At 58.5% G+C, this 23964-nt stretch carries 20 protein-coding genes; 12 read left to right on the plus strand and 8 right to left on the minus strand.

Annotated elements, in window-relative coordinates; genetic code table 11:
• Nucleotides 1–109 precede the first annotated feature (109 nt).
• The 4 genes from ACODR9_RS16675 (at nucleotide 110) to ACODR9_RS16690 (ending at nucleotide 4837) form a co-directional block, all read left to right on the plus strand.
• Complete coding sequence (locus tag ACODR9_RS16675) at nucleotides 110–2068, plus strand: aminotransferase class I/II-fold pyridoxal phosphate-dependent enzyme (protein WP_488810525.1); 1959 nt, start codon at nucleotides 110–112, stop codon at nucleotides 2066–2068.
• Nucleotides 2069–2259: 191 nt separating this feature from the next.
• Nucleotides 2260–3183, plus strand: coding sequence for an ornithine carbamoyltransferase (argF, locus tag ACODR9_RS16680; RefSeq protein ID WP_488810526.1), 924 nt, complete (start codon nucleotides 2260–2262; stop codon nucleotides 3181–3183).
• A gap of 44 nt (nucleotides 3184–3227) precedes the next feature.
• Nucleotides 3228–4454, plus strand: coding sequence for an argininosuccinate synthase (locus ACODR9_RS16685; RefSeq protein ID WP_488810527.1), 1227 nt, complete (start codon nucleotides 3228–3230; stop codon nucleotides 4452–4454).
• 209 nt (nucleotides 4455–4663) lie between these two features.
• Nucleotides 4664–4837, plus strand: a complete 174-nt coding sequence (locus ACODR9_RS16690; RefSeq protein WP_420837523.1) for a DUF2788 domain-containing protein — start codon at nucleotides 4664–4666, stop codon at nucleotides 4835–4837.
• A 79-nt stretch (nucleotides 4838–4916) separates the two neighbouring features.
• Here the strand turns inward: ACODR9_RS16690 and ACODR9_RS16695 are convergent, their stop codons facing one another.
• From ACODR9_RS16695 to ACODR9_RS16720, 6 genes are all read right to left on the minus strand, one after another.
• A complete protein-coding gene (locus tag ACODR9_RS16695) occupies nucleotides 4917–5555 on the minus strand; it encodes a LysE family translocator (protein WP_488810528.1) in 639 nt (212 codons plus the stop codon).
• 155 nt (nucleotides 5556–5710) lie between these two features.
• Entirely contained in the window at nucleotides 5711–7249 is a 1539-nt protein-coding gene (locus ACODR9_RS16700; RefSeq protein ID WP_488810529.1) for an amino acid permease, read from the minus strand.
• A gap of 218 nt (nucleotides 7250–7467) precedes the next feature.
• Nucleotides 7468–8175 carry a gamma-glutamyl-gamma-aminobutyrate hydrolase family protein gene (locus ACODR9_RS16705; RefSeq protein ID WP_488810530.1) on the minus strand — a complete coding sequence of 236 codons (708 nt, stop codon included), beginning with the start codon at nucleotides 8173–8175 and terminating at the stop codon, nucleotides 7468–7470.
• Nucleotides 8172–9335: an iron-containing alcohol dehydrogenase gene (locus ACODR9_RS16710; protein WP_488810531.1), complete on the minus strand. Its 1164-nt coding sequence runs from the start codon at nucleotides 9333–9335 to the stop codon at nucleotides 8172–8174. Before ACODR9_RS16710 ends, ACODR9_RS16705 begins: the two co-directional genes overlap by 4 nt.
• A 3-nt stretch (nucleotides 9336–9338) precedes the next feature.
• The gene (locus tag ACODR9_RS16715; protein WP_488810532.1) at nucleotides 9339–10724 is read right to left on the minus strand and encodes an aldehyde dehydrogenase family protein; all 1386 of its coding nucleotides are present in this window, start codon (nucleotides 10722–10724) and stop codon (nucleotides 9339–9341) included.
• Nucleotides 10725–12092, minus strand: a complete 1368-nt coding sequence (locus ACODR9_RS16720; protein WP_488810533.1) for a glutamine synthetase family protein — start codon at nucleotides 12090–12092, stop codon at nucleotides 10725–10727. It lies immediately after the preceding gene.
• A 259-nt stretch (nucleotides 12093–12351) separates the two neighbouring features.
• On the opposite strand from ACODR9_RS16720, the gene ACODR9_RS16725 reads away from it, so the two are divergent.
• The 3 genes from ACODR9_RS16725 (at nucleotide 12352) to ACODR9_RS16735 (ending at nucleotide 15505) form a co-directional block, all read left to right on the plus strand.
• Nucleotides 12352–13224, plus strand: a complete 873-nt coding sequence (locus ACODR9_RS16725; RefSeq protein WP_488810534.1) for a MurR/RpiR family transcriptional regulator — start codon at nucleotides 12352–12354, stop codon at nucleotides 13222–13224.
• Nucleotides 13225–13287: 63 nt separating this feature from the next.
• A complete protein-coding gene (locus ACODR9_RS16730; RefSeq protein ID WP_488810535.1) occupies nucleotides 13288–13788 on the plus strand; it encodes a YajQ family cyclic di-GMP-binding protein in 501 nt (166 codons plus the stop codon).
• Between the two features lie 115 nt (nucleotides 13789–13903).
• Complete coding sequence (locus ACODR9_RS16735; RefSeq protein WP_488810536.1) at nucleotides 13904–15505, plus strand: NAD(P)/FAD-dependent oxidoreductase; 1602 nt, start codon at nucleotides 13904–13906, stop codon at nucleotides 15503–15505.
• Nucleotides 15506–15570: 65 nt separating this feature from the next.
• Here the strand turns inward: ACODR9_RS16735 and ACODR9_RS16740 are convergent, their stop codons facing one another.
• Nucleotides 15571–17058 carry an aldehyde dehydrogenase gene (locus ACODR9_RS16740; RefSeq protein WP_488810537.1) on the minus strand — a complete coding sequence of 496 codons (1488 nt, stop codon included), beginning with the start codon at nucleotides 17056–17058 and terminating at the stop codon, nucleotides 15571–15573.
• A 59-nt stretch (nucleotides 17059–17117) separates the two neighbouring features.
• Nucleotides 17118–17645 (minus strand): cupin domain-containing protein, encoded by a 528-nt coding sequence (locus ACODR9_RS16745; protein WP_276608554.1) that lies wholly within the window; start codon nucleotides 17643–17645, stop codon nucleotides 17118–17120.
• 486 nt (nucleotides 17646–18131) lie between these two features.
• Between ACODR9_RS16745 and ACODR9_RS16750 the strand changes: the two genes are divergently transcribed.
• From ACODR9_RS16750 to motB, 5 genes are all read left to right on the plus strand, one after another.
• Nucleotides 18132–18887, plus strand: coding sequence for a gamma-glutamyl-gamma-aminobutyrate hydrolase family protein (locus ACODR9_RS16750; RefSeq protein ID WP_488810538.1), 756 nt, complete (start codon nucleotides 18132–18134; stop codon nucleotides 18885–18887).
• A 53-nt stretch (nucleotides 18888–18940) separates the two neighbouring features.
• The gene (locus ACODR9_RS16755; protein WP_045848620.1) at nucleotides 18941–20272 is read left to right on the plus strand and encodes a glutamine synthetase family protein; all 1332 of its coding nucleotides are present in this window, start codon (nucleotides 18941–18943) and stop codon (nucleotides 20270–20272) included.
• Between the two features lie 224 nt (nucleotides 20273–20496).
• Nucleotides 20497–21876, plus strand: a complete 1380-nt coding sequence (locus ACODR9_RS16760) for an aspartate aminotransferase family protein (protein ID WP_488810539.1) — start codon at nucleotides 20497–20499, stop codon at nucleotides 21874–21876.
• A gap of 309 nt (nucleotides 21877–22185) precedes the next feature.
• Entirely contained in the window at nucleotides 22186–23043 is an 858-nt protein-coding gene (motA, locus tag ACODR9_RS16765) for a flagellar motor stator protein MotA (RefSeq protein WP_488810540.1), read from the plus strand.
• 18 nt (nucleotides 23044–23061) lie between these two features.
• Nucleotides 23062–23964, plus strand: a complete 903-nt coding sequence (gene motB / locus ACODR9_RS16770) for a flagellar motor protein MotB (protein ID WP_488810541.1) — start codon at nucleotides 23062–23064, stop codon at nucleotides 23962–23964.

Consider the following 23964-nt stretch of genomic DNA (forward strand, 5'->3'; position numbering starts at 1 on the left):
TCGTATGAAAGCGAGTGGTGTGTGACAAGAATTGACTGAGGCGTTTTGCGTACGCATGGACAGACAAATAACAAGTACGCAGTGTTCTGCACACAGGAGAAATGAGTTGATGACACCCGTTAGCCGCGTTCTGGTGGTAAGCGATGATGCAAAGTGGCAGTCCGACGTGCTGGCCGGACTGGGGGCTGTAGCCGTGAGGCTGGAGAACCCATATGGGCTGACTTTCGTAGGTGCAGCGCGCCTGAAGGAGGCCATGGACATCATTCGGCGTGATGGTGATATCCAGGCCGTGCTGGTCGACAAGCAGTTGCAAGAAAAGGGCTTGAATCAGGCTGCGGTTGAACTGGCCAACCAGATCAGCCAGTTTCGCCCTGAATTATCCTTATATGTATTGCTGATGGATGATGACGAGCGTGTGCTGGTGGAAAATCTGGCCAGCCATGCGGTGGATGGTTATTTCTATCGCGATGAAACCGACTACAACGGCTGGTTCCGCATTCTGACCGCCGAACTGGCCGAGAAGTCCGCCACGCCTTTCTATGACAAGCTCAAACAGTATGTGCGCATGGCCAAGGATTCCTGGCACACGCCAGGTCATGCCGGTGGTGATTCGCTCAAAGGCAGCCCGTGGGTGGGGGATTTCTACGATTTTGTCGGCGAAAACATGCTGCGTGCCGACCTGTCCGTCTCGGTGCCGATGCTGGACTCACTGCTGCACCCGACCGGGGTGATTGCCGAGTCGCAAAAGCTGGCGGCCAAAGCCTTTGGTGCGCGCAAGACTTACTTTGCCACCAATGGCACTTCCACCTCCAACAAGGTGATCTTCCAGACCTTGCTGGCACCGGGCGATAAATTACTGTTGGACCGCAATTGCCATAAATCCGTGCATCACGGGGTAATTCTGTCGGGTGCCTTGCCGGTGTATCTGGATTCCTCCATCAACAAGCAGTATGGCATTTTCGGCCCGGTGCCCAAGGCCACTATCTTTGCCGCCATCGAGGCCAATCCGGATGCGCGGGTGTTGATCCTGACCTCCTGCACTTACGATGGCCTGCGTTACGACCTGATTCCCATCATCCAGGCCGCGCATGAGAAGGGCATCAAGGTGATCGTGGATGAGGCCTGGTACGGTTTTGCCCGCTTCCACCCGGCGTTCCGTCCCACGGCGCTGGAGTCCGGTGCCGACTATGTCACGCAAAGCACGCACAAGATTCTGTCAGCCTTCTCGCAGGCCAGCATGATTCACGTGAATGACCCCGGATTTGACGAGCATCTGTTCCGGGAAAACTTCAATATGCATACCTCCACCAGCCCGCAGTACAACCTGATTGCCAGCCTGGATGTGGCGCGCAAGCAGGCAGTGACCGAGGGCTATCGGCTGCTGGACCGTACCTTGAAACTGGCAGAGGAGCTGCGTGACAAGATAAACTCCACCGGTGCTTTCCGCGTGTTAGAGCTGGAAGACCTGCTGCCCGAAGAGATGCGCGAAGACGGCATCCGGCTGGACCCGACCAAGCTCACTGTCGATATCAGCCAGTCCGGTTTCACCACCGACGAGCTGCAGCATGAGTTGTTTGAGCGCTATAACATCCAGGTGGAGAAATCCACCTTCAGCACCATTACCTTGTTGCTGACCATGGGTACCACGCGCAGCAAAGTGTCGCGGCTGTATGATGCGCTGCTGCGTCTGGCCAAGGAAAAGCGTGCACCGCGTGCGGTTGGCCGCATGCCGGAAATTCCACGCTTTTCCCGCCTGGCCTGCCTGCCGCGCGACGCCTTTTACGAGGCCGGCGAGCGCCTGCCCTTGCTGGATGATGATGGTCGCCCCAATGCGGCCTTGAATGGCCGGGTATGTTGCGATCAGATCGTGCCTTACCCACCTGGCATTCCTGTTTTGGTACCGGGGCAGGTGATTGACGACAGTATCCTGTCTTATCTGGCACGTCTGCAAAAGACACAAAAGTCCATAGAAATGCATGGACTCGCTGAAGATGGTGGGGAAATGTATGTCAGAGTGCTAAAAGATAGGGAGCTTTCGCATTTGCCTGACAGATTATTGTTCGGCTGAGACCTTGTCAGAATGGCTAATTTCCGATAAATATAACAATTGTCGCAAATATATAAATCCAGTATCCAATTGATACGGTTTTGCGACACCAGTTAACTGACTTGAGACCTGCGTGTAGTAATGTGCCATTGCGCATGAAGACACACACCGTGTTCTATGCGCGATGGTCTTTTTTTTTGGAAATCTTACCCATGAAGCAAGTAGGACATTACCTGCAATTCAGCGACCTGAATCACGAGGAGTATCGCCACATCTTCGAGCGTGCCAAGGTTCTGAAGCGACGACACAGCGAAAAACAGCTGTATCAGCCGCTGGTAGGCCGCGTAATGTCCATGATCTTCGAAAAGAATTCCACGCGTACGCGGGTTTCCTTTGAAGCCGGCATGGCCCAGCTTGGTGGCCATGCAATGTTCCTGGACACCAAAACCTCCCAGCTGGGGCGCGGTGAGCCCATCGAGGACACGGCTCGGGTGCTGTCGCGCATGAGCGATATCATCATGATCCGCACCTTCGAGCAGTCGCTGGTCGAGCGTCTGGCATCGCATTCGAAAGTGCCGGTCATCAATGGCCTGACCAATGAATACCACCCCTGTCAGATTCTGGCGGACATCTTCACCTTCATCGAACATCGTGGCTCGATCAAGGGCAAGACCGTGGCCTGGATTGGTGATGGCAACAATGTTTGCCGTACCTGGCTGCAGGCGGCCAAGATTCTTGGCTTCAAGCTGAAGGTGGCTACGCCGGTTGGTTATGAACTGACGGTGCTGGATGGCGTGCACTACGGTCCCGAGCATTTCGAACCCAGCCACAGCGCCGTCAAGGCCGTGGAAGGTGCTGATCTGGTGACCACCGACGTGTTCACCAGCATGGGCTATGAGGCCGAAAGTGCTGCCCGTCTGGAAGCATTTGCCAGCTATCAGGTAAATGCCGATCTGATGAAGCATGCCAAGCCGGACGCACTGTTCATGCACTGCCTGCCCGCCCATCGCGGCGAGGAAGTGACCGCCGACGTTATCGACGGCCCGCAGAGCGTGGTATGGGATGAGGCGGAAAACCGCATGCATGCCCAGAAAGCCCTGATCGAATATCTGCTGCTTGGTCATCTGTACGACTGAGCCGGCAGGACAACCCACTAGATTCGCTGGAAAGAAAACGCATCATGTCTGACATCAAAAAAGTAGTGCTGGCCTACTCCGGTGGCCTGGATACCTCTGTAATCCTCAAATGGCTGCAAGACGTTTACCACTGTGAAGTGGTGACCTTCACCGCCGATATCGGCCAGGGTGAAGAAGTGGAACCGGCCCGCAAGAAAGCAATCGCGCTGGGTATCAAGCCGGAAAACATCTTTATCGAAGACCTGCGCGAAGAGTTTGTGCGTGACTACGTGTATCCGATGTTCCGTGCCAATGCCATTTACGAAGGCGAGTACCTGCTGGGTACTTCCATCGCCCGTCCGCTGATCTCCAAGCGTCAGATTGAAATCGCCAATGCCGTAGGCGGCGATGCGGTATCGCACGGTGCTACCGGCAAGGGTAACGACCAGGTGCGTTTCGAGCTGGGCTATTACGCCCTGAAGCCGGACGTCAAGGTGATTGCCCCGTGGCGCGAATGGGACTTGCTGTCCCGTGAAAAGCTGCTGGCCTACGCTGAAAAGCATGGCATTGACATCAGCAAGAAGAAAAACGGCGGCAGCCCGTATTCCATGGATGCCAACCTGCTGCACATCTCCTACGAAGGCACTGTGCTGGAAGACCCAGCAGCCGAGCCGGAAGAAGATATGTGGTTGTGGACGGTCAGCCCGGAAAATGCACCGGACCAGGCCGAATACATCGAGCTGAGCTACGAAAAGGGTGACATCACCGCCATCAACGGCGTGGCCATGAGCCCGGCACAAGTGCTGACCGAGCTGAACCGCCTGGGCGGCAAGCACGGCATCGGTCGTCTGGACATCGTGGAAAACCGTTACGTGGGCATGAAGTCGCGTGGTTGCTACGAAACGCCGGGCGGCACCATCATGCTGAAGGGCCATCGCGCCATTGAATCCATCACGCTGGACCGCGAAGTGGCCCACCTGAAGGATGAGCTGATGCCGAAGTATGCCAAGCTGATCTACACCGGCTACTGGTGGAGCCCGGAGCGTCAGATGCTGCAAGGCCTGATTGATGCTTCGCAAGCCACCGTTAATGGTTGGGTACGCCTGAAGCTGTACAAGGGCAATGTCATCGTGGTGGGCCGCGAATCCAAAACCGATTCGCTGTTCGACCCGAACATCGCCACCTTTGACGAAGACGGCGGCGCTTACAACCACGCCGATGCGGCTGGTTTCATCCGCCTCAATGCCCTGCGCATGCGGATTGCCGCCAACGCCAAGCTCAAGCGCGGCTGATTGGCCCGCTGATGAAAAACCGCCTTCGGGCGGTTTTTTGCGTTTGGCCAGTCGGTGATTGAGGAAAAGTTGAGCGGGGCGTAGATGCAGCGTATCGTATCGGCTTCGCCAAGTAGTCTGCCGTGTGCACAAGCGCAGTGCGCCTGACCATACCGCCGCATTCATCAAGGAACATCAGGGTGTCAGAAGAGCAATTTACCGATATTTCCATGACCGTGTGCCTGACCGGTCTCATCATCTTCATGGGTTTCATCATCTGGGATCTGGGCAAGAAATCGCAGGCCGGAAAAATGGGGACGGCCATCCTGTTCCTGGTACTGGGCTTCGGCGTGGTGGGCTTTATCTTCAAGAACGTGCTGGTGGAGTTTCTGGTACTCAAGTAAGCACAGCACTGACAAATAAAAACGGGTTGGCTTAGGCCAACCCGTTTTGCGTTTGGAGCAGATAAATCGACTGGCTGTTTTAGCGCTGCGGCGACAGGATCAGGCGCAGGCCCAGGGCGATGAAGATGCTGCCAGCAATGCGATCCAGCCACTGGCTGGCCTTGGGGGTACGGTTAAGCCAACTGCCGATGGCACCGGCAAAATAACCCAGACTGCCAAACAGCAACGCTGCCTGCGCGGTAAAGATCAGCCCCAAAATAGCCGTCTGCCAGCCGCTATGTCCCTGGGCCGGATTGACGAACTGCGGCAGGAAGGCCAGAAAAAACAGCACCACCTTGGGATTGATGGTGTTGGCAATCAGCCCCTTGCGGAAATGCGCTGCCAGCGGCGTGTTATCGGTCTGGCTCTTGTCGGCTTTCAGGCTGCTGCCCTTGCTGCGAATGGCTTGCCAGCCCAGGTACACCAGGTAGCTGCCACCGGCTATCTTCAGTAAGCCGAATGCGGCAGGAGAGGCGGCAATCAGCGCGCTGACGCCCAGTGCCGCCAGCACGGTGTGGGTGATGCAGCCCAGCGCGCAACCCAGGCCAAATACCATGCCCTGGCGGCGGCCCTTGGCAATGCCCAGGCTCAGTACCATCAGATTGTCCGGTCCGGGGGAGAGGGTAATCAGTACGGCGGCAGCGGTGAAGGCCGCCAGTTGTTCCGGGCTCACGATCATGGCGTTTTTCTCAAGGTAAACAAGGCAACATCATTAAGTATTTTCCGGCAAGGAGCAAGCGGGTTTCCCAGGTATGCACCGCCAGGCTGCAGGGCTGCCGCTGGCAAGAAAAACGGCCATGCCGGGCATGGCCGTTACTGCGGAAACAAGGGGATTCAGGTGGTCTTGTCGAGCGCGCTTTCTATCTCGCGGATATGTGCCTGATGCTTCTGGATACGCTCGCCAATCGGCGGGCCCTTGAACTGCTTGCGTACCCCCAGCACAAACCAGAAAAACAGCAGCACCAGCAGCAGGGCGATGGTCAGGTACAGCACCTTCTCATTCGGTGGCTGCATACCGACAAAAGCCAGAATGGCACCGCCGATGGTGGCCAGCAGGGCGATGGGTTTTGATGCCGCGCCCAGGCTGAACGGCCCTTTGTGTGTCCAGGTTTTTCCTTCGGCAAACATGCCAGCCGTCACCGGAATGATGTAGGAGATGTACAGAAAGACGGCAGAGCCAGCCGACAGCACGGTAAAGGCATCACCATACAGCGTGGCGACAATCGCCAGGGTGGCGCTCACCCAGATAGCCAGGCCGGGGGTGCGATGAACCGGGTGCACCTGTTTGAGCTGATGGGAGAAGGGCAGGCCGCCGTCACGGGCAAAGGCATACATCATGCGCGAGGTGGAGGTCAGGCAGGCCAGACCGCACAGATAGTTCACCAGAAAAATGCCGATACCCAACACGGCCTTCAGCAGCGGGGGCAGGCTACCCAGTAGCAGATCAAAAAAGCCCATGCCGGCTTTGACACCAGCCTGCATGCTTGGCAGTACCAGCACAAAGGTGCAGATCAGGATATAGCCAAACAGCGCAGACCACAGTACCGAACGCAGAATGCCCTTGGGGACGTTGTGCGCGGCCTGGTGGGTTTCTTCCGAAGTGTGGGCGGAAGCGTCATAGCCGGTGAGGGTGTAGACGGTCAGCAGCAAACCGGACAGGAAAACCAGCAGGCTGCTGTCGGACTTGGGCCAGGTGCCGCCATCGGCCCCACTGAAGTTGCTGAAGGTAAACAGGCGGGAGAAGTCCAGCGGGCCAGGGGCGTAAGCCAGCAGCGATACCGTCAGTACCACGGCAATGGCAAAAATCAGGTAACCGGACATATCGGTAAGCCGGGTGGTGATCTTGATGCCCAGGTGATTCAGCCAGGCCTGGCTGATGGTGATGCCTGCCAGAAACAGTGTCTGCTCCGTCCAGGTGAGTTTGTCGGGATTGATGCCCAGCAGTGGTGCGATCAGGGTTTTGAAAAAGGGGTCGTATACCCCGAAATTGACCGATGCCACCACAAAGATCAGCCCCAGCAGGTTGATCCAGGCAGTCACCCAGCCCAAGCCCTTGCCGCCAAGAATGGATGACCAGTGATACAGGCCACCGGCGGTTGGGTAAGACGAAGCAATTTGTGCCATGGCAGCGGCCACAATGCTGGCAAACAGCGCACCTACCGGCCAGCCTATGCCAATGGAGGCGCCGCCTCCGGCGCTTAGCCCGGCAGGGAAGGCGGTAATGCCGCCGGCCAGGATGCAGATGATGGAGAAGGAGATGGCAAAGTTGGAAAAGCCGCTCATGCGTCTGGACAACTCCTGAGCGTACCCCATGCTGTGTAACAGTTTCTCGTCCTCGCCTTGCGGCGTGGCTGCGTGCTGATCGCGATTCATGATGATCCTTTTTCCGGTGTTGAATGACACGTTGTGGAAATGCACTTGCTGAAACATCACCCTTTGCATTGCCAGCCGCTTACGGGCAAGAGAGCGGCCTGGGTCCGGTATTGTCTTGTTAACAAACCCTTCCCATCGGTTCTTGCTTGGCGGTTGCTGGCGCTCTGCGGCCTGTTGCTGCCGAAATGACTGAATGGTGGCCTGTGTTGCTGCCAGCTTCAGTTCTTGTTGCTGCTCATCCTGATCAGTGCATCAAACAGCGCCTGCTGGCTGCTGTCGTCTGCGGCGGAAAGCTCGGGATGCCACTGCACCGCAATGACTTGCGGTGCGTTATCGATTTCAATGGCCTCGATGACGCCATCCTCGGCCCAGGCTACAGCGCGCACACCATGGCCGGCGCGATCTATTGCCTGGTGGTGCCAGGACTTGCTGCTGATCTGGGTGCTGCCCAGCAGGCTGGCCAGGCAGGAGTCACCTGCCACCCGTACGCTGTGCAAGGTTGGGTCACGCGGGGCTACCCGGTGTGCCACGGCCTCACCCACCACATCCGGCAGATGCAGATGCAATGTCCCGCCCAATACGGTGTTGAGAATCTGCAAACCGCGACAGATGGCCAGGGTGGGCAGCTTGCATGCAAGCAGGGAGCGTGCCAGCGCGGTTTCCGTATCGTCCCGCTCCGCACTGAGGTTGTAGATGGTGGGGTGTGCACCGCCATCAAACAGCGCGGGGGCAATATCGCCGCCGCCTATCAGCACCACGCCGTCCAGCACCGCCAGCCAGCTGTCGATGGCGGTTTTGCCCACCGGGGGCAGCAGCACCGGCACACCGCCAGCCCGGACCACGGCATGCACATAATCCACCGGGGTGTGATAGCCATAGCCCTGACCTGCCGGGTAGGTGGTCAGGCCGATCAGCGGGGGCTTCATGACAGCCTGCCTTCCACAGCGGCCAGGTAGATGGCGCTGTAGTCCGCCGCCTGTAGCGACAGGGGATTGCCGCCATCGCTGGGGTCGGCCTTGGCCATGCGGCCGATCTCGCCAGCCTGATCAAGCGGAATGCCGATCTGCCCCAGGGTGTGGGGGATGCCCAATGCACTGCGCAAAGCCAGAATCCAGGCAAGAAAGCCGTCAAAACTGCAGTCAGCCAGGCCGATATAGCGCGCGGCAGCCGTTAGCCGGTCAGTAATGGCAGGGCGGTTGCGTACCATCACATAGGGCAGCAGGATGGCATTGGCCAGACCATGGTGGGTACCGAACACCGCGCCGATGGGGTGGGCCAGTGCATGCACGCCGCCCAGGCCTTTCTGGAAGGCGGTGGCACCCATGATGGACGCCGCCAGCATCTGCGAGCGGGCTTCGATATTGCCGCCATCGGCATAGGCAGCAGGCAGCCAATCGTGCACCAGCTTCATGCCTTCCAGTGCCACACCCTGGGCCAGCGGGTGATAAAACGGCGAGCAATAGGCTTCAAAATTGTGCACAAAGGCATCAATACCGGTGGCCGCAGTCAGATGCGCGGGCAGGCCGGTGGTGAGTTCCGGGTCGGCCAGTACCAGTCGCGGCAACATGGATGGGTGAAAAATGATGACCTTGCGGTGGTCTTCCTCGTCGATGATCAGCGAGGCGCGGCCCACTTCCGAACCAGTACCGGCGGTGGTGGGGATGGCGATGGTGGGGGCAACACCGGCCACATTCACCCGCAGCCAGTTGTCTCCCACATCCTCGAAATCCCATAGCGGCCTGTCCTGCCCCACCATCAAGGCAATGGCCTTGCCCACATCCAGTGCGCTGCCGCCACCCACCGCGATTACGCCATCATGCCGGCCCTCTTTGTAGGCATGGATGCCGGCGTAGACATCACGCCCCACCGGGTTGGGGCGCATATCGCTGAATACGGTGGCTTCAAGTCCGCTTGCGTGCAGGTAGTCCAGTAGTTTTGCAATCAATGGCAGGCGGGCCAGGCCGGAGTCGGTTACCAGCAGCGGGCGGCGCATGCCCAGTTGCTGGCACAGCGCAGGCAGCTCGCTGGCGCGGCCTGCGCCAAAGCGGATGCTGGTCGGATAGTTCCAGTTACCTTGCAATTGCATGATCTACCCCTTGAGATGGAAGGACTTGATGCGGGTGAGCTGCTGGTAGCCCAGTACGGATAGCGAAATGCCACGGCCCGTATCCTTGACCCCGGTCCAGGCCAGGGCCGGGTCCAGGTAGTCACAGCGGTTCATGAATACGGTGCCGGTGGCAATCTCCTGGCCCAGGCGGATGGCGGCGGCGCTGTCCTGCGTCCACAGCGAAGCGGTCAGGCCATAGGCGCTGTCATTCATCAAGGTGATGGCCTCAGCATCCGAGTCCACCGGCATGATGCCAATGACCGGGCCAAAGCTCTCGTCGCGCATCACGCTCATGCCATGATGGACGTCCACCAGCACCTGCGGGGCCAGGTAGGCGCTGCCTGGCTGGTCTGCTGCAAAAGAACCGGACGGAATCAGCGCCCGCGCCCCAGCGGACACGGCATCGGCAATCTGCCCGCGCACGAAGCTGGCGGCACTGGCGCGCACCATGGGGCCAAGGTTGGTACTGGTATCCAGCGGGTTGCCAAAGCGGTACGCCTTGGTGAGTTCGACAAAACCATCGACAAAGTCCTGATAGTGGCTGCGATGCACATAAATGCGCTCGATGCCGCAGCAGGACTGCCCGGAGTTGAAGAAAGCGCCATCCACCAGGTTTTCGATGGCACTGGCCAGGTCGGCATCTTCCCGTACATAGGCCGGGTCTTTGCCGCCCAGCTCCAGCCCCACGCCGATAAAGCGCTCGCTGGCTGCCTGCTGCACGGCACGGCCACCGGCCACCGAGCCGGTAAAGGCGACAAAGTCGATCTGCGGTGCCGCCACCAGCCGCAGGGTGGCGGCATGGTCCAGATGCAGGCTCTGGAATACGCCAGCGGGCAAGCCTGCGGCATCAAAAGCCTGTTGGAACAGTTCGGCCACCAGCGGGGTTTGCGAAGAGTGCTTGAGGATGACGCTATTGCCGGCGGCCAGTGCTGGCACGATGGTATTGATGGCGGTAAGGAAGGGGTAATTCCACGGTGCCAGCACCAGCACCGTACCCAGTGGTTCGCGTTGCATGAAACGCTGGAAACCTGCTTTGGTGGTGGGCTGGATCGCCGCCAGGCCCTGCTCGGCAATGTCCAGCATGTAACGGGCGCGTTCTTCCAGTCCGCGCACCTCGCCCGGTGACTGGCTGATGGGGCGGCCAATCTGGCGGGTGATGGCATCGGCGCAGCGGTCTTTATTGGCCACCAGCCAGTCCACCGCCTTGCTGATCAGCGCCTTGCGTTCGGCTAACGGGGTATGCTGCCAGCCGCGCCGGGCGCTGCTGGCAGCATCCAGTACGGCCTGGGTCTGGGCGGCGGTGGCATAGGCGCGTTCCAGCAGAATGGAACCGTCCAGCGGAGTGATGACAGCGAATGAGGTGCTCATTTAGATGATCTCGAAGTAGCGTTTCAATTCCCAGTCCGTCACATGGCGCTGGAACTCGCGTTCTTCCCACTCGCGGGTGGCGGCGAAGTGATCGACAAAATCATCGCCGAACCAGTCGCGCGCGGCAGCCGAACCGCGCAGCGCCTGGGCGGCGTCCCACAGGGTGCGGTGCAATTGCAGATGGGCCGGGGCTTGCAGCAGGTAGCCGTTGGCGGTGACGGCTTCTTCTGGCTCAATCTTGTTTTCGATGCCGTATAGCCCGGCGGCCAGGCCGCTGGCCAGTGCCAGATAGGGATTGGTGTCGGCACCGGGCAGGCGGTATTCCACCCGTTGCGACTTGCTGCTGCCGGGAATGGCGCGGATGGCCACGGTGCGGTTATCCACGCCCCACAGAGCGCTGGTGGGGGCCCAGTAGCCAGGCACCAGACGGCGGAAGCTGTTGATGGTGGGAGCGGCCAAGCTCATAAACTGCGGCATCAGTTTCTGGATGCCGCCGATGAAATGGCGCATGGTGTCGCTGATATTGTGCGCGTGACCCGCCTGATGGAAGGCGCTGTGGCCGTCGCGGTTTTTCAACGAGATGTGAATATGCCCGCCCTGGCCGGAGTGCTCTTCATTCCATTTGGCCATGTAGCAGACCATGCGGCCCTGTTTTTCGGCCAGCACCTTGGAGAAGGTCTTGAAGCAGACGGCGTTGTCGGCAGCAGTCATGGCGTGGTCTACGGTGAGGGCGGCCTCCAGTGCGCCGGGGCCGGTTTCCTCATGAAAGCCCTCGATCGGCATATTCATCTGTTCGCACAGATCCAGCAGGCCGCGATAGAACTCGGTATTCACCGAGTTGCGCAACACCGAGTAGCCAAACGCACCGCTCCCCAACGGCTTGGGTTGCTGGTACAGCTTTGCTTGCAATGCCTCATGGCTTTCGTCGGTAACCAGGAATTCATATTCGAACCCGGCCATCGGCTCGAAACCCATGGTGCGGGCCCGCTCCACCACCCGCCGCAGCACGCCGCGCGGACACAGGCCTTCCAGCCGACCCACCACCTCGCCCTGCACGAAAATCATATTGTCTTCCAGCGGCAGTTCGCGGCAGGACTCGGGAATCAGGCGCACCTGCGCATCGCCATAACCGCGTCCCCAGCCGGTAAGCAGGGTGTTGTCGTACAGCTTGTCCCCCACATCCCAGCCGAATACCACGTCACAGAAGCCGAATCCGCCCTCCAGCGAGGACAGAAACTTGTCGCGCGACATGTACTTGCCGCACATCACGCCATCAATATCGACCAGTCCAACCTTGATCTGGCGCAGCTGGCGCTCTTCGATCAGGGTTTTCAAATCCGCCATTGTCTTCACATGCCGAGCATCCATGATTGCTCCTTGCGCTGGTGTTAGGTGGGTGGCAGGTGCTGTCTTCCTCCTGTTGCGCACAGTATTGTTCGTTAGAAATTTGTCAATCAAGTAGAAAATGTAATAAAAATTAGATTGTGCTGTGCAATGTGGAAGCAATGACACAATGCAGTTTCGCGGACGATGACTGGTATCATCTGCGCAATCAGCCCGCTTTGTGGCCGGACGGGGTCATTGTTAACAACAGCTTGTCAGTAATGACCTGATTGTGGAGAAAGCCTTGAATCATCAGCGGTCCATTGCGGAAGAGCTCCGCAGCCTGTTCGAAAGCCTGACCCCCACCGAGCGCAAGGTGGGGCGGGTGCTGCTGGCAAACTACCCGGTGGCCGGACTGGAAACCATTGCCCTGCTGGCAGCTCGCGCTGATGTCAGCGGCCCAACCGTGCTGCGGCTGATCAGCAAGCTGGGTTACGACAGCTATACCGCCTTCCAGACCGCCCTGCGCAACGAACTGGAAGTGCGGCTGCAGTCACCACTGGTACGGCACGATCCGGCCCAGCTGCAGGGCGATCATGACTTTCTGGTTGGCTATGCCAGCAAGGTTGCCCAGCTGATGCAGCAAACAGTTGCCCATCTGCCCCGCGCCGAGTTTGATGGCGTGGTCAATATGCTGGGCGAGCGCAAGCACCGTATCTGGCTGCTGGGTGGACGGCTGACCGACCCGCTGGCAGCTTATCTGTGCCACCACCTGAAAGTGGTGCGCGCCGATGTGGTGCACCTGCGCGGCCTGCCATCCAGCTGGGCCGACTCCCTGGTGGATATGGGCAAGCACGATGTGCTGGTGATCTTTGATATCCGTCGTTACTGGGATGGCGCGCTGCACATTGCCGAGATGGCCGCCCAGCGCAAGGTCAATGTGCTGCTGTTTACCGATCAGTGGCTGTCGCCGGTTTCCCGGGTGGCACGTTTCACCCTGGCCGCGCATACCGCCGGCCCTTCCGGCTGGGACAGCAATACTCCGCTGATGCTGCTGGTGGATGCCGTGATTGCCGCGCTCAATACCCGTTACTGGGCTTCCATCAGCAACCGCCTGCAGGAAGTGGAGGCCATGCGTGCCCGGCTGGGCGAGGGCAGTGCGCAGGCTGGCGAGTGACAAGGACGTGCGCAATCTCTAGAATTGCGCCATTCAGATATACATGCCTTACAGGATTAGCCCATGCCGTCTTTTGATATCGTTTCCGAAGTCAATAAAGTAGAAGTGCGCAATGCCATCGAGCAGGCCAACAAGGAAGTGTCCACCCGCTACGATTTCAAGGGTAGCGACTCTCGTATCGAGCAGACCGACAAGGAAGTCACCCTGTATGCTGATGCCGAATTCCAGTTGGATCAGGTCAACGACATCCTGGTGAGCAAGCTGTCCAAGCGCAACGTGGATGTGCGCAGCCTGGAATACGGCAAGCTGGAAAAAGTCAGTGGCAACAAGGTAAAGAAGGTGCTGACGGTAAAAGAAGGCCTGGAAACCGAAATGGCCAAGAAGATCGTCCGCATCATCAAGGATGCCAAGCTCAAGGTGCAGGCCAGCATTCAGGGCGAAGCGGTGCGCGTATCCGGTGCCAAGCGTGATCTGCTGCAAGAATGCATTGCGCTGCTGCGCAAGGAGATTGCCGACGACAAGGAAAACGGCGTGCCGCTGCAGTTCAACAACTTCCGCGATTAAGCCAGTTTTCACCCTTGCAAAACCGGCCCATTGTGGCCGGTTTTGCTTTTGCAGGACGTCCCTCCTACAATACGGCCCTTGTTGAATAGACAGCAACCTGTGCATTGGAATCAGCATGTTACGCATTACCGAACTCAAACTGCCGCTGGATCACAGCGAAGCAGAACTGACCGAGGCCATTGTGGCCTTTCTGGGCATCAAGCCCGCCGAGCTGAAAAACTACACCGTATTCAAGCGCAGCTATGACGCCCGCCGTGGCGTGATGAGCCTGGCCTACATCATCGACATGGAAGTGGAAGGCGAAGCCAAGCTGCTGGCCCGTTTCAAGGGCAATGCCCATGTGCTGGCCACGCCGGATACCAGCTACCATTTTGTCACCCAGGCCCCGGCCACACTGGCCAAGCGTCCGGTGGTGGTGGGCTTTGGCCCCTGTGGCCTGCTGGCGGCGCTGGTGTTGGCCCAGATGGGCTTCAAGCCCATCGTACTGGAGCGCGGCAAGAAAGTGCGCGAGCGCACCAAGGATACCTGGGGCCTGTGGCGCAAGAATGTGCTGAACCCGGAATCCAATGTGCAGTTTGGCGAGGGCGGGGCCGGTACCTTCTCCGACGGCAAGCTGTACAGCCAGATCAAGGACCCGCGCCATCTGGGGCGCAAGGTGCTGACCGAGTTCGTCAAGGCTGGCGCGCCGGAGGAAATCCTGTTCATTGCCAAGCCGCACATCGGCACTTTCCGCCTGGTGAGCATGGTGGAAAAGATGCGCGCGGAAATCGAAGCGCTGGGCGGGGAAATCCGCTTCCAGCAGCGCGTGACTGATCTGCACATCGACAATGGTCATATCCGTGGCCTGACGCTGGCCGATGGCAGTCAGATCGAGGCGGATCACGTGATTCTGGCGCTGGGCCACAGTGCGCGTGACACTTTTGAAATGCTGCATCAGCGTGGCGTGTTCATGGAAGCCAAGCCGTTCTCGGTGGGCTTCCGTATCGAGCACCCGCAAACCCTGATCGACAAGGCACGCTGGGGCAAATATGCCGGTCACCCGATTCTGGGGGCGGCAGACTACAAGCTGGTGCACCACGCCAGCAATGGCCGTGCGGTATACAGCTTCTGCATGTGTCCGGGCGGGCAGGTAGTGGCGGCAACCTCGGAAGAGGGCCGCGTGGTTACCAATGGCATGAGTCAGTACTCGCGTGCCGAGCGCAATGCCAACTCCGGCCTGGTGGTCAGTATCAACCCGGAAGACTATCCGGGCGGTGCCTTGGCTGGCATTGCCTTCCAGCGCGCGCTGGAAAGCCATGCCTATGTGTTGGGCGGCAGCACCTACGAAGCACCGGCACAACTGGTGGGCGACTTCCTGGCGGGGCGCGCTTCCACCGCAGTGGGTTCGGTTGAGCCTTCGTATCAACCTGGCGTGCACTGGACGGATCTGGCCTCTGCGCTGCCGGATTTTGCCATTACCGCCATGCGCGAAGCGCTGCCGGAGTTCGGCAAGAAAATCCGTGGCTACGACATGCACGACGCCGTGCTGACCGGGGTGGAAACCCGCACCAGCTCGCCGCTGCGCATTACCCGTGGTGAAGACCTGCAAAGCCTGAACGTGAAGGGCTTGTATCCGGCTGGCGAAGGGGCCGGTTACGCAGGCGGTATTTTGTCTGCCGGGGTGGATGGTATCCGCGTGGCTGAGGCGCTGGCGCTGGAGATGGCCGGCCAGGGCTGAATCTGTGCTGATGAAAAGTAAAAAAGGCGCTCTGGTGAGCGCCTTTTTTTTGCTGCTGCGGGGGTTTACAGCTTGATCAGCGTGCTCTTCAACTCGGTGTATTTTTCCAGCGCATGCAGCGATTTGTCGCGGCCATTGCCCGATTGCTTGAAGCCGCCGAAGGGGAAGTTCATGTCGCCGCCTTCGTCGTAACAGTTTACCCATACCGTACCGGCGCGCAGACGACGCGAAACCTGGTGCGCGGTGGTGACGTTGGAGGTCCATACCGCAGCTGCCAGGCCGTATTCGGTGTCATTGGCAATGCGCACGGCCTCGTCGATGGTATCGAAAGTGATGACCGACAGCACCGGCCCGAAAATTTCCTCGCGGCAGGTGGTCATGTCCGGGCGCTGGCAATCAAAGGCAGTCGGTTCGATAAACAGGCCCTTGTCGGTATGGGCCGCCTTGCCGCCACAAATCAGCCCGGCACCTTCGCTGATGCCCTTGTCCACATAAGACAGCACCTTGTCGTACTGAATCTTGTCCACAATGGCACCCATGCTGGTGGCCGGGTCCAGCGGGTCGCCCGGATACCAGCCTTGCGCTGCCTTTTTGAATTCTGCCAGGAATTGTTCTTTTACCTTGCTGTGCACCAGCACGCGCGAACCGGCGGTACACATTTCACCCATATTGAAGAAGATGCCGCCAGCGGCAGTGCGGGCTGCCTTGGCGATATCGGCGCAGTCTTCCAGCACGATATTGGGCGACTTGCCGCCCAGCTCCAGCCACACGCGCTTGAGGTTGGATTGTGCGGCATAACCGGCAATCAGCTTGCCCACGCCGGTGGAGCCGGTGAATGCCAGGCAATCCACGTCCATGTGCAGGGCCAGCGCCTTGCCCACTTCGCCGGCACCCGGCAGCACCTGGAAGATGCCATCCGGAATACCGGCGTCCTTGGCCAGCTGCGCCAGACGAATGGCGGTGAGCGGGGATTTTTCCGACGGCTTGACGATGACGGCGTTACCGGCTGCCAGCGCCGGGCCAAACTTCCAGCTTGCCATCAGGATGGGGAAGTTCCACGGTACCACGGCGGCTACCACGCCGATGGCTTCGCGGGTGACCAGGCCAACCAGCTTGGGGTCCACCGGGGCCACTTCGCCGCCGATCTTGTCGATGGCTTCGGCAAACCATTCCACACAATACGCCGCACCCGGTACGTCTACTGTGGTGGAGTCGCCAATGGGTTTGCCCATATCCAGGGTTTCCAGCAGCGCCAGCTCGTCACCATGTTCGCGGATCAGTGCGGCAAAGCGCTTGAGGATTTTGCCGCGTGCCAGCGGCGCCAGCTCGGACCATGCGCCGGCATCAAAGGCAGTACGGGCGGCCTTGACGGCAGCATTGACTTCGGACTCGCCGCACCAGGCGATGTCCGCCAGCTTCTGGCCGTTGGCCGGGTTGATGCAGTCGAATGTCTTGCCATCGGCGGCGCTGGTATAAGCACCGTTGATGAAAGCACGGCCTTCGATATTGAGTTCGGCAGCAAACTGCTTCCACTGTGCATGGGTACGAGCCATTGGTGTTCTCCTGGTGTTATATGCGGTGATCCCGGTTGCTCGTGGTTGGCAACCGTCAATCAGAATGTGGGCGGCGAGCTGGCACTGACGATTTCACAGACTTGCTTGCCGGTATTACGGAAGCGATGTGGCAGTTTGCTGTCGAAATAGTAAGAGTCGCCCGGGCCCAGGACTCGGGTTTCATTGTTGACCGTGAGTTCTATCGAGCCGGCAATGATGACGCCGCCTTCCTGGCCTTCGTGCATCAACATGTCCGGGCCGGTGTCGGCACCCGGTTCGTAATGTTCTTTCAGGATGGCAATGTCACGCCGTTCGTGCGCAGTGCCAACCAGCAGCAGCTTGATTTGATCATTGCCCAGATTGGGCAGCTCCTTGGCCTGATAAAACACGCGCGGCTGTTGCGGCTCTACATCAAAAGTGAAGAAATCGGCCAGGGTCATGGGCATGCCCTCCAGCACTTTCTTCAGGGAGCTGATCGATGGGCTGACGCGATTCTGCTCGATCAGCGAGATCGTGCCGTTGGTGACGCCTGCCCGTTTGGCAAGTTCGCGTTGTGAGAGTCCGGCGCGCTCTCTGACCACTCTCAATCGTGCTCCAACATCCATCTGGCGGTTTCCATCTATGTTAATAATTTTAGACGTTCCATCATAGGGTTTTTGATCGTATCCTGCATCTGTTGTTGCGTCGCAAAATCAAATTATTTTGCAAGTTTTCGAGTTTATAGCCAGAATCGACCACAGGAATCAAGTGTGCTGTGGATTTTTTTAAACATCCGCAACAGTATATTTGATCAAACCTTGGCTTGTTGCAAGAACCGTGGCATGCTGTTTCGTGCTGGTATTCTGCACAGCGACAGCGTACTTTCAGCTGACCAGTTTTCTTGGCCGTTTAGCGCGGTTTCAAGTCTGGCTGGGCAGCTGCGGTAAGGAGGGCGCGGAATGTGTCGTATCCATCACGACATGGGAGGTTTCCGTCCTGTCGCTGCCTGCTCTTTGGGCAGTGCAGAATGCAGCGGTGTTGCAACTGTCGGCGTTCGCAGTAGCGAACGCCTCAATCGAGTTAATGAGGTCCTTATGCAGCAACCTATCATCGGCATTCCGTGTGATGTGAAACTGGTAAGCGGTTTGCCATTTCACGCGGTTGGCGAGAAATACATTGCAGCTGCCGCCGGTGGCGTGGGTGGCATTCCGGTGCTGATTCCGTCGCTGGGTGATGCTGCGCCGCTGCGCGAATATCTCAAGTTTGTGGACGGTGTGCTGCTGCCTGGCTCGCTGTCCAATGTAGAGCCACATCGTTATGGCGGAGAAGCCAGCCGCCAGGGAACACTTCATGATCCGGCACGTGATGCAACCACGCTGCCGCTCATCGACCTTCTTCTGCAAGAAGGCATCCCGCTTCTGGGTATTTGCCGTGGTTTCCAGGAAATCAATGTTGCACTGGGCGGCGAACTCTTCCAGCACGTACAGGAAGAAGCAGGCTTTCGCGATCATCGCGAGCCGGATACTCAGAATCTGGATGAGATGTATGGTCTGGCTCATGCCCTGCACCTGCAACCGGACAGCTTGCTCAAAAGCTGGCTGGGGCAGGATGAAGTCAGGGTGAACTCGCTGCACCAGCAAGGGATCAAACGTCTGGCCGACCGCCTGATTGCGGAAGGCGTGGCGGATGACGGGCTGGTGGAGGCTTACCGGGTCAAGGATGCCAAGGGCTTTGCCTATGGCGCGCAGTGGCATCCGGAATGGAAATACTGGGAAAACCCGGTATCCATGGCCATTTTCAACGCGTTCGGTGACGCTTGCCGTGCGCGTCGTGCCAGCCGCCAGGGCTGAGACGCACGTCATCCAGAGCCGGTTTACCGGCCACTATGGAAGTAGAGGAAAACATGAACCAAATTAATGATTGGCTGCGAGAACATCGCATCACGGAAGTCGAGTGTATCGTCCCGGACATGACCGGCGTGGCACGCGGCAAGATTGTTCCCAAAGACAAATTTGTCTCCGATCCGGAAATGCGTCTTCCGGAAGCGGTATTGATCCAGACTGTGACCGGCGACTATCCGGACGACAGCATGCTGGACCTGACAGACCCGGACATGGTGCTGACACCGGATCCGAACTCCCTGCGCTTTGTGCCCTGGGCTGTGGACCCGACCGCCCAGCTGATTTACGACTGCTACCGCGCCGATGGCTCGCTGGTGGACGTGGCACCGCGTAGCGTTCTCAAGCGCGTACTGGGCCTGTTTGACGAACTGGGCTTCGAGCCGGTACTGGCACCGGAAATGGAGTTCTACCTGATGTCGCCGAACCCGGATCCGGACATTCCGCTGTCCGCTCCGATCGGCCGTACCGGTCGTGCCGAATTTGGCCGCCGTTCTTACTCTATCGACGCGGTGAACGAATTCGACCCGCTGTTTGAAGACATCTACGACTACTGCCATGCGCAGAATCTGGAAGTGGACACGCTGATTCACGAAATCGGCACCGCCCAGATGGAAATCAACTTCCTGCATGGCAATCCGCTGGATCTGGCCGACCAGGTATTCCTGTTCAAGCGTACCGTGCGCGAGGCAGCGTTCCGCCACAATATGTACGCCACCTTCATGGCCAAGCCGATGGAAAACGAGCCGGGCTCTGCCATGCACATGCACCAGAGCCTGATCGACAAGAACACCGGCAAGAACGTGTTCACCAATGAAGATGGCAGCCCGTCCGACATCTTCTTCCACTTCATCGGCGGCATGCAGCATTACATCCCGGAAGTGATGCCGTTCTTTGCGCCGTACGTAAACTCCTTCCGTCGCCTCAGCCCGTACACTGCTGCGCCGACCAATGTGGAGTGGGGCTATGACAACCGTACCGTCGGCCTGCGCGTACCGCATTCTTCCCCGGCAGCCCGCCGTGTGGAAAACCGCGTACCCGGCGTGGACGTGAACCCCTATATCGCCATGGCTGCCACCCTGGCCTGCGGTTATCTGGGCATCGTCAACAAGATCAAGCCGCGCGAGCCGATGTCTACTGATGCTTACGAGCTGCCTTTCCAGTTCCCGCACGGTGCGGAAGAGTCGCTCAAGCGCCTGGCCGCCTGCCCGGATATTCCGGAAGTGATGGGCCCGCATTTTGTGAAGATGTATCTGGGGATGAAGGAGAAGGAATTCTCCGAATACTTCCGCGTGATCAGCCCGTGGGAACGCAAATTCCTGCTGCTGCACGTATAAGAAGCGGTTTCAGGTGAGTGCTGCCGGTCGGTTTTGATCGGCAGCTGGCGTCCAGCGTGCCGGGCGTCAGGGTAGTGGCCGTTGCAGCAGACAGTGTGATTTCGCAGCCCGCAAAGCCGGGTTTTGCGCAGAAATAGTCTTGTTGCAGCCTGAGGCTGGCCGATTCCGGCCAGCCCAACAATAAGCCCCCTGCGGGCTGGAGAGATAGTAGAGAGGAAGCTTTTATGCAGAACCAACGTACTACGACCGAATGGCGCGAACTGGATGCAGCACACCATCTGCACCCGTTTACTGACACCAACTCGCTGAACGAGCAGGGTGCGCGTGTCATCACCAAGGCAGAAGGTATTTACCTGTACGACTCCGAAGGGAACAAGATTCTCGACGGCATGGCGGGCCTGTGGTGTGTCAATATCGGTTATGGCCGCAAGGATCTGCCGGAAGTGGCCAAGCAGCAAATGGAGCAGCTGGCCTACTACAACACCTTCTTCAAGACCACGCATCCGGCGGTGGTGGAACTGTCCCACCTGCTGGCGGAAGTCGCTCCCGAAGGTTTCAAGCACGTTTTCTACACCAACTCCGGCTCCGAATCCGTTGACACCATGATTCGCATGGTACGTCGCTACTGGGATGTAAAGGGCAAGAAAGACAAGAAAACCCTGATCGGCCGCTGGAACGGCTATCACGGTTCCACCATCGGTGGTGCCAGCCTGGGTGGCATGACTTACATGCACGAGCAGGGCGATCTGCCGATTCCGGGCATCGTGCATGTTGAACAGCCGTGGTGGTACAAGCATGGCAAGGACATGACGCCGGAAGAATTCGGCCTGGCTGCCGCCAAGTGGGTGGAAGACAAGATTCTGGAAGTGGGTGCCGACAAGGTGGCCGCTTTCGTGGGCGAGCCCATCCAGGGGGCTGGTGGCGTGATTGTGCCGCCGTCCACCTACTGGCCGGAAATCCAGCGCATCTGCCAGAAGTACGACATTCTGCTGGTAGCTGATGAAGTCATCTGCGGTTTTGGCCGTACCGGTGAATGGTTTGGTCAGCAGGTATTCGGCTTCAAGCCGGATATCTTCACCACCGCCAAGGGCCTGTCCTCTGGCTATCAACCGATTGGCGCCGTGTTCGTCAACGAAAAAGTGGCCAATACCCTGGCCGAAGGTGGCGATTTCAACCACGGCTTTACCTATTCCGGTCACCCGGTGGCAGCTGCCGTGGCACACGCCAACGTCAAGGCCCTGCGTGACGAAGGCATTGTCGACCGTGTCAAGAACGACACCGGCCCTTACATGCAAAAACGCTGGCGCGAAGTGTTTGGCCAGTTTGAGCATGTGGATGATGTGCGCGGTGTGGGCCTGATTCAGGCGTTTACCCTGGTGAAGAACAAAGCCACTCGCGAGCTGTTCCCCAACTTTGGTGAAATCGGCACCCTGTGTCGCGATATCTTCTTCAAGAACAACCTGATCATGCGTGCCTGCGGCGACCATATTGTTTCTGCTCCGCCGCTGGTGATCAGCAAGGAAGAGATCGACCAGATGCTGGCAACCGCTGCCAAGTGCATGGTGGAATTCGAGAAACAACTGAAAGAGCGCGGCCTGGTTTAATGGGCTGATGGCTGCAAGCAGAACGGGCTGCCCTGTGGGTGGCCCGTTTTTCATGCTGGCAGCTAAATGGCGGACTTGCCTGTCGCCTGGCCTGGCAGCTACAAAAGATAAAGGCAGGCCCGCTGCAAGGGTGGCATGCCATGCTATTATTCGGGCTGTCATTGCCTTGTCAGGGGGTTGTTTGGGGCCTGCAAGTAAGCATGTGACGTTGATGCCTGATGTCCGTTACGGTCATGGCGGGGATGCCAGAGACTGAATGTCAGTAACGTTCAATCGAGACGTAATAATCACAATTACAGGATCAAGCTAATGTTTGTCGGAATCGGCTACCTTCTTCTCCTCGCTTCTGTGCTGGGGGGTTTTGTCGCGGCAGGGGGCCATCTGGGGGCGCTGATGCAGCCGCTGGAAGTGGTCATGATTGCTGGTGCGGCAGCTGGCGCTTTTGTCGTGGCCAATGGCGGCGCACCATTGAAGGCCACCATCAAGGCCTTGCCAACGGTGTTCAAGGGCTCGCCCTACAACAAGGCTTTCTACATGGAGCTGTTTACCTTGCTGTTTGAAATCCTGTCCAAGGTGCGCAAGGAAGGCCTGATGTCGGTGGAAGCGGATGTGGAAAATCCGGAGTCCAGCCCGGTGTTCTCCAAATATCCGGCGGTATTGCACGATCACCATGTCGTCGAATTTATCTGTGACTATCTGCGGCTGATGGTGGGGGGTAACCTCAATGCCTTTGAAATTGAAAACCTGATGGATGTGGAAATCGAAACCCACCACCATGAGGGTGAAGTGCCGATCAGCGCGGTAAAAGGCCTGGCTGATGGCCTGCCGGCCTTCGGTATTGTGGCGGCGGTGATGGGCGTGGTGCACACCATGGAATCGGTCGGTGCGCCGCCTTCCGAGCTGGGCATGCTGATTGCCCACGCGCTGGTGGGTACCTTCCTGGGTATTTTGCTGGCTTACGGCTTTGTGGCCCCGCTGGCCACCATTTTGGAACACAAGCTGGGTGATGGCACCCGTGTCTTCCAGACCATCAAGGTAACCTTATTGGCCAGCCTCAATGGCTACGCCCCGCAGGTGGCCGTGGAGTTTGGTCGCAAGGTGCTGACATCGACGGATCGTCCTTCCTTCAAGGAACTGGAAGACCACGTCAAACAATCCAAAAAATAAGCGTAACAGGGCTGGATCATGGCTGACGAATCGCAACGCCCCATTATTGTCAAACGCATCAAAAAAGGCGGGCACGGCCACCATGGCGGTGCCTGGAAGATTGCCTATGCCGACTTCGTGACGGCAATGATGGCCTTCTTTCTGCTGATGTGGCTGCTGGGCTCGGCTTCGCAAGGAACCTTGAATGGTATTGCCGAGTACTTCAAAACGCCGCTGAAGGTGGCGATGTCTGGTGGTGATGGTGCCGGTGATGCCACCTCAGTGGTGAAGGGCGGTGGTAACGACCTTACCAAAAAGGCAGGTCAGGTCAACAAGAGCACCCGGGAGCAAGAGCGCAAGGTGATGGAAAAGCAGGCGCTGGACAAACTGCAGCAGAAAATCCAGTCCAGCGTGGAGCAAAGCCAGGTCCTGAAAGACTACAAGAACCAGATGAAGCTGGAAATGACGCCAGAAGGGCTGAAAATCCAGATTGTGGATGAGCAGAACCGCCCCATGTTCGACTCCGGCAGCTCACGCATGCTGCCGCATACCCGTGTGCTGCTGCAGCAACTGGCGCAGCAGCTGAATCAGTTGCCCAACCGGATCAGCATTTCCGGTCATACCGATGCCACGCCTTTCGGCAATGGGCAGAACGGTTACAGCAACTGGGAGCTGTCGGCTGATCGTGCCAATACCGCCCGGCGTGAGCTGGTTGCCGGTGGTCTGCAGGATGACAAGGTGATGCGTGTGGTCGGGGTGGCTGCGGCCAATCCACTGATCAAGAGCAATTTATTCAGCCCGGAAAACCGCCGTATCACCATCGTGGTGCTGAATAAGGATGCCGAACAGGCAATCCAGAACGATGGCGTGAAGCCGGTGCTCAGCCAGGAGCCGATCGGCCCGATCGGCCCGGCTGAAACAACTGCGGCCAAGGCCGAATAA

The sequence above is a fragment of the Aquitalea sp. FG25 genome (genome assembly GCF_057809375.1).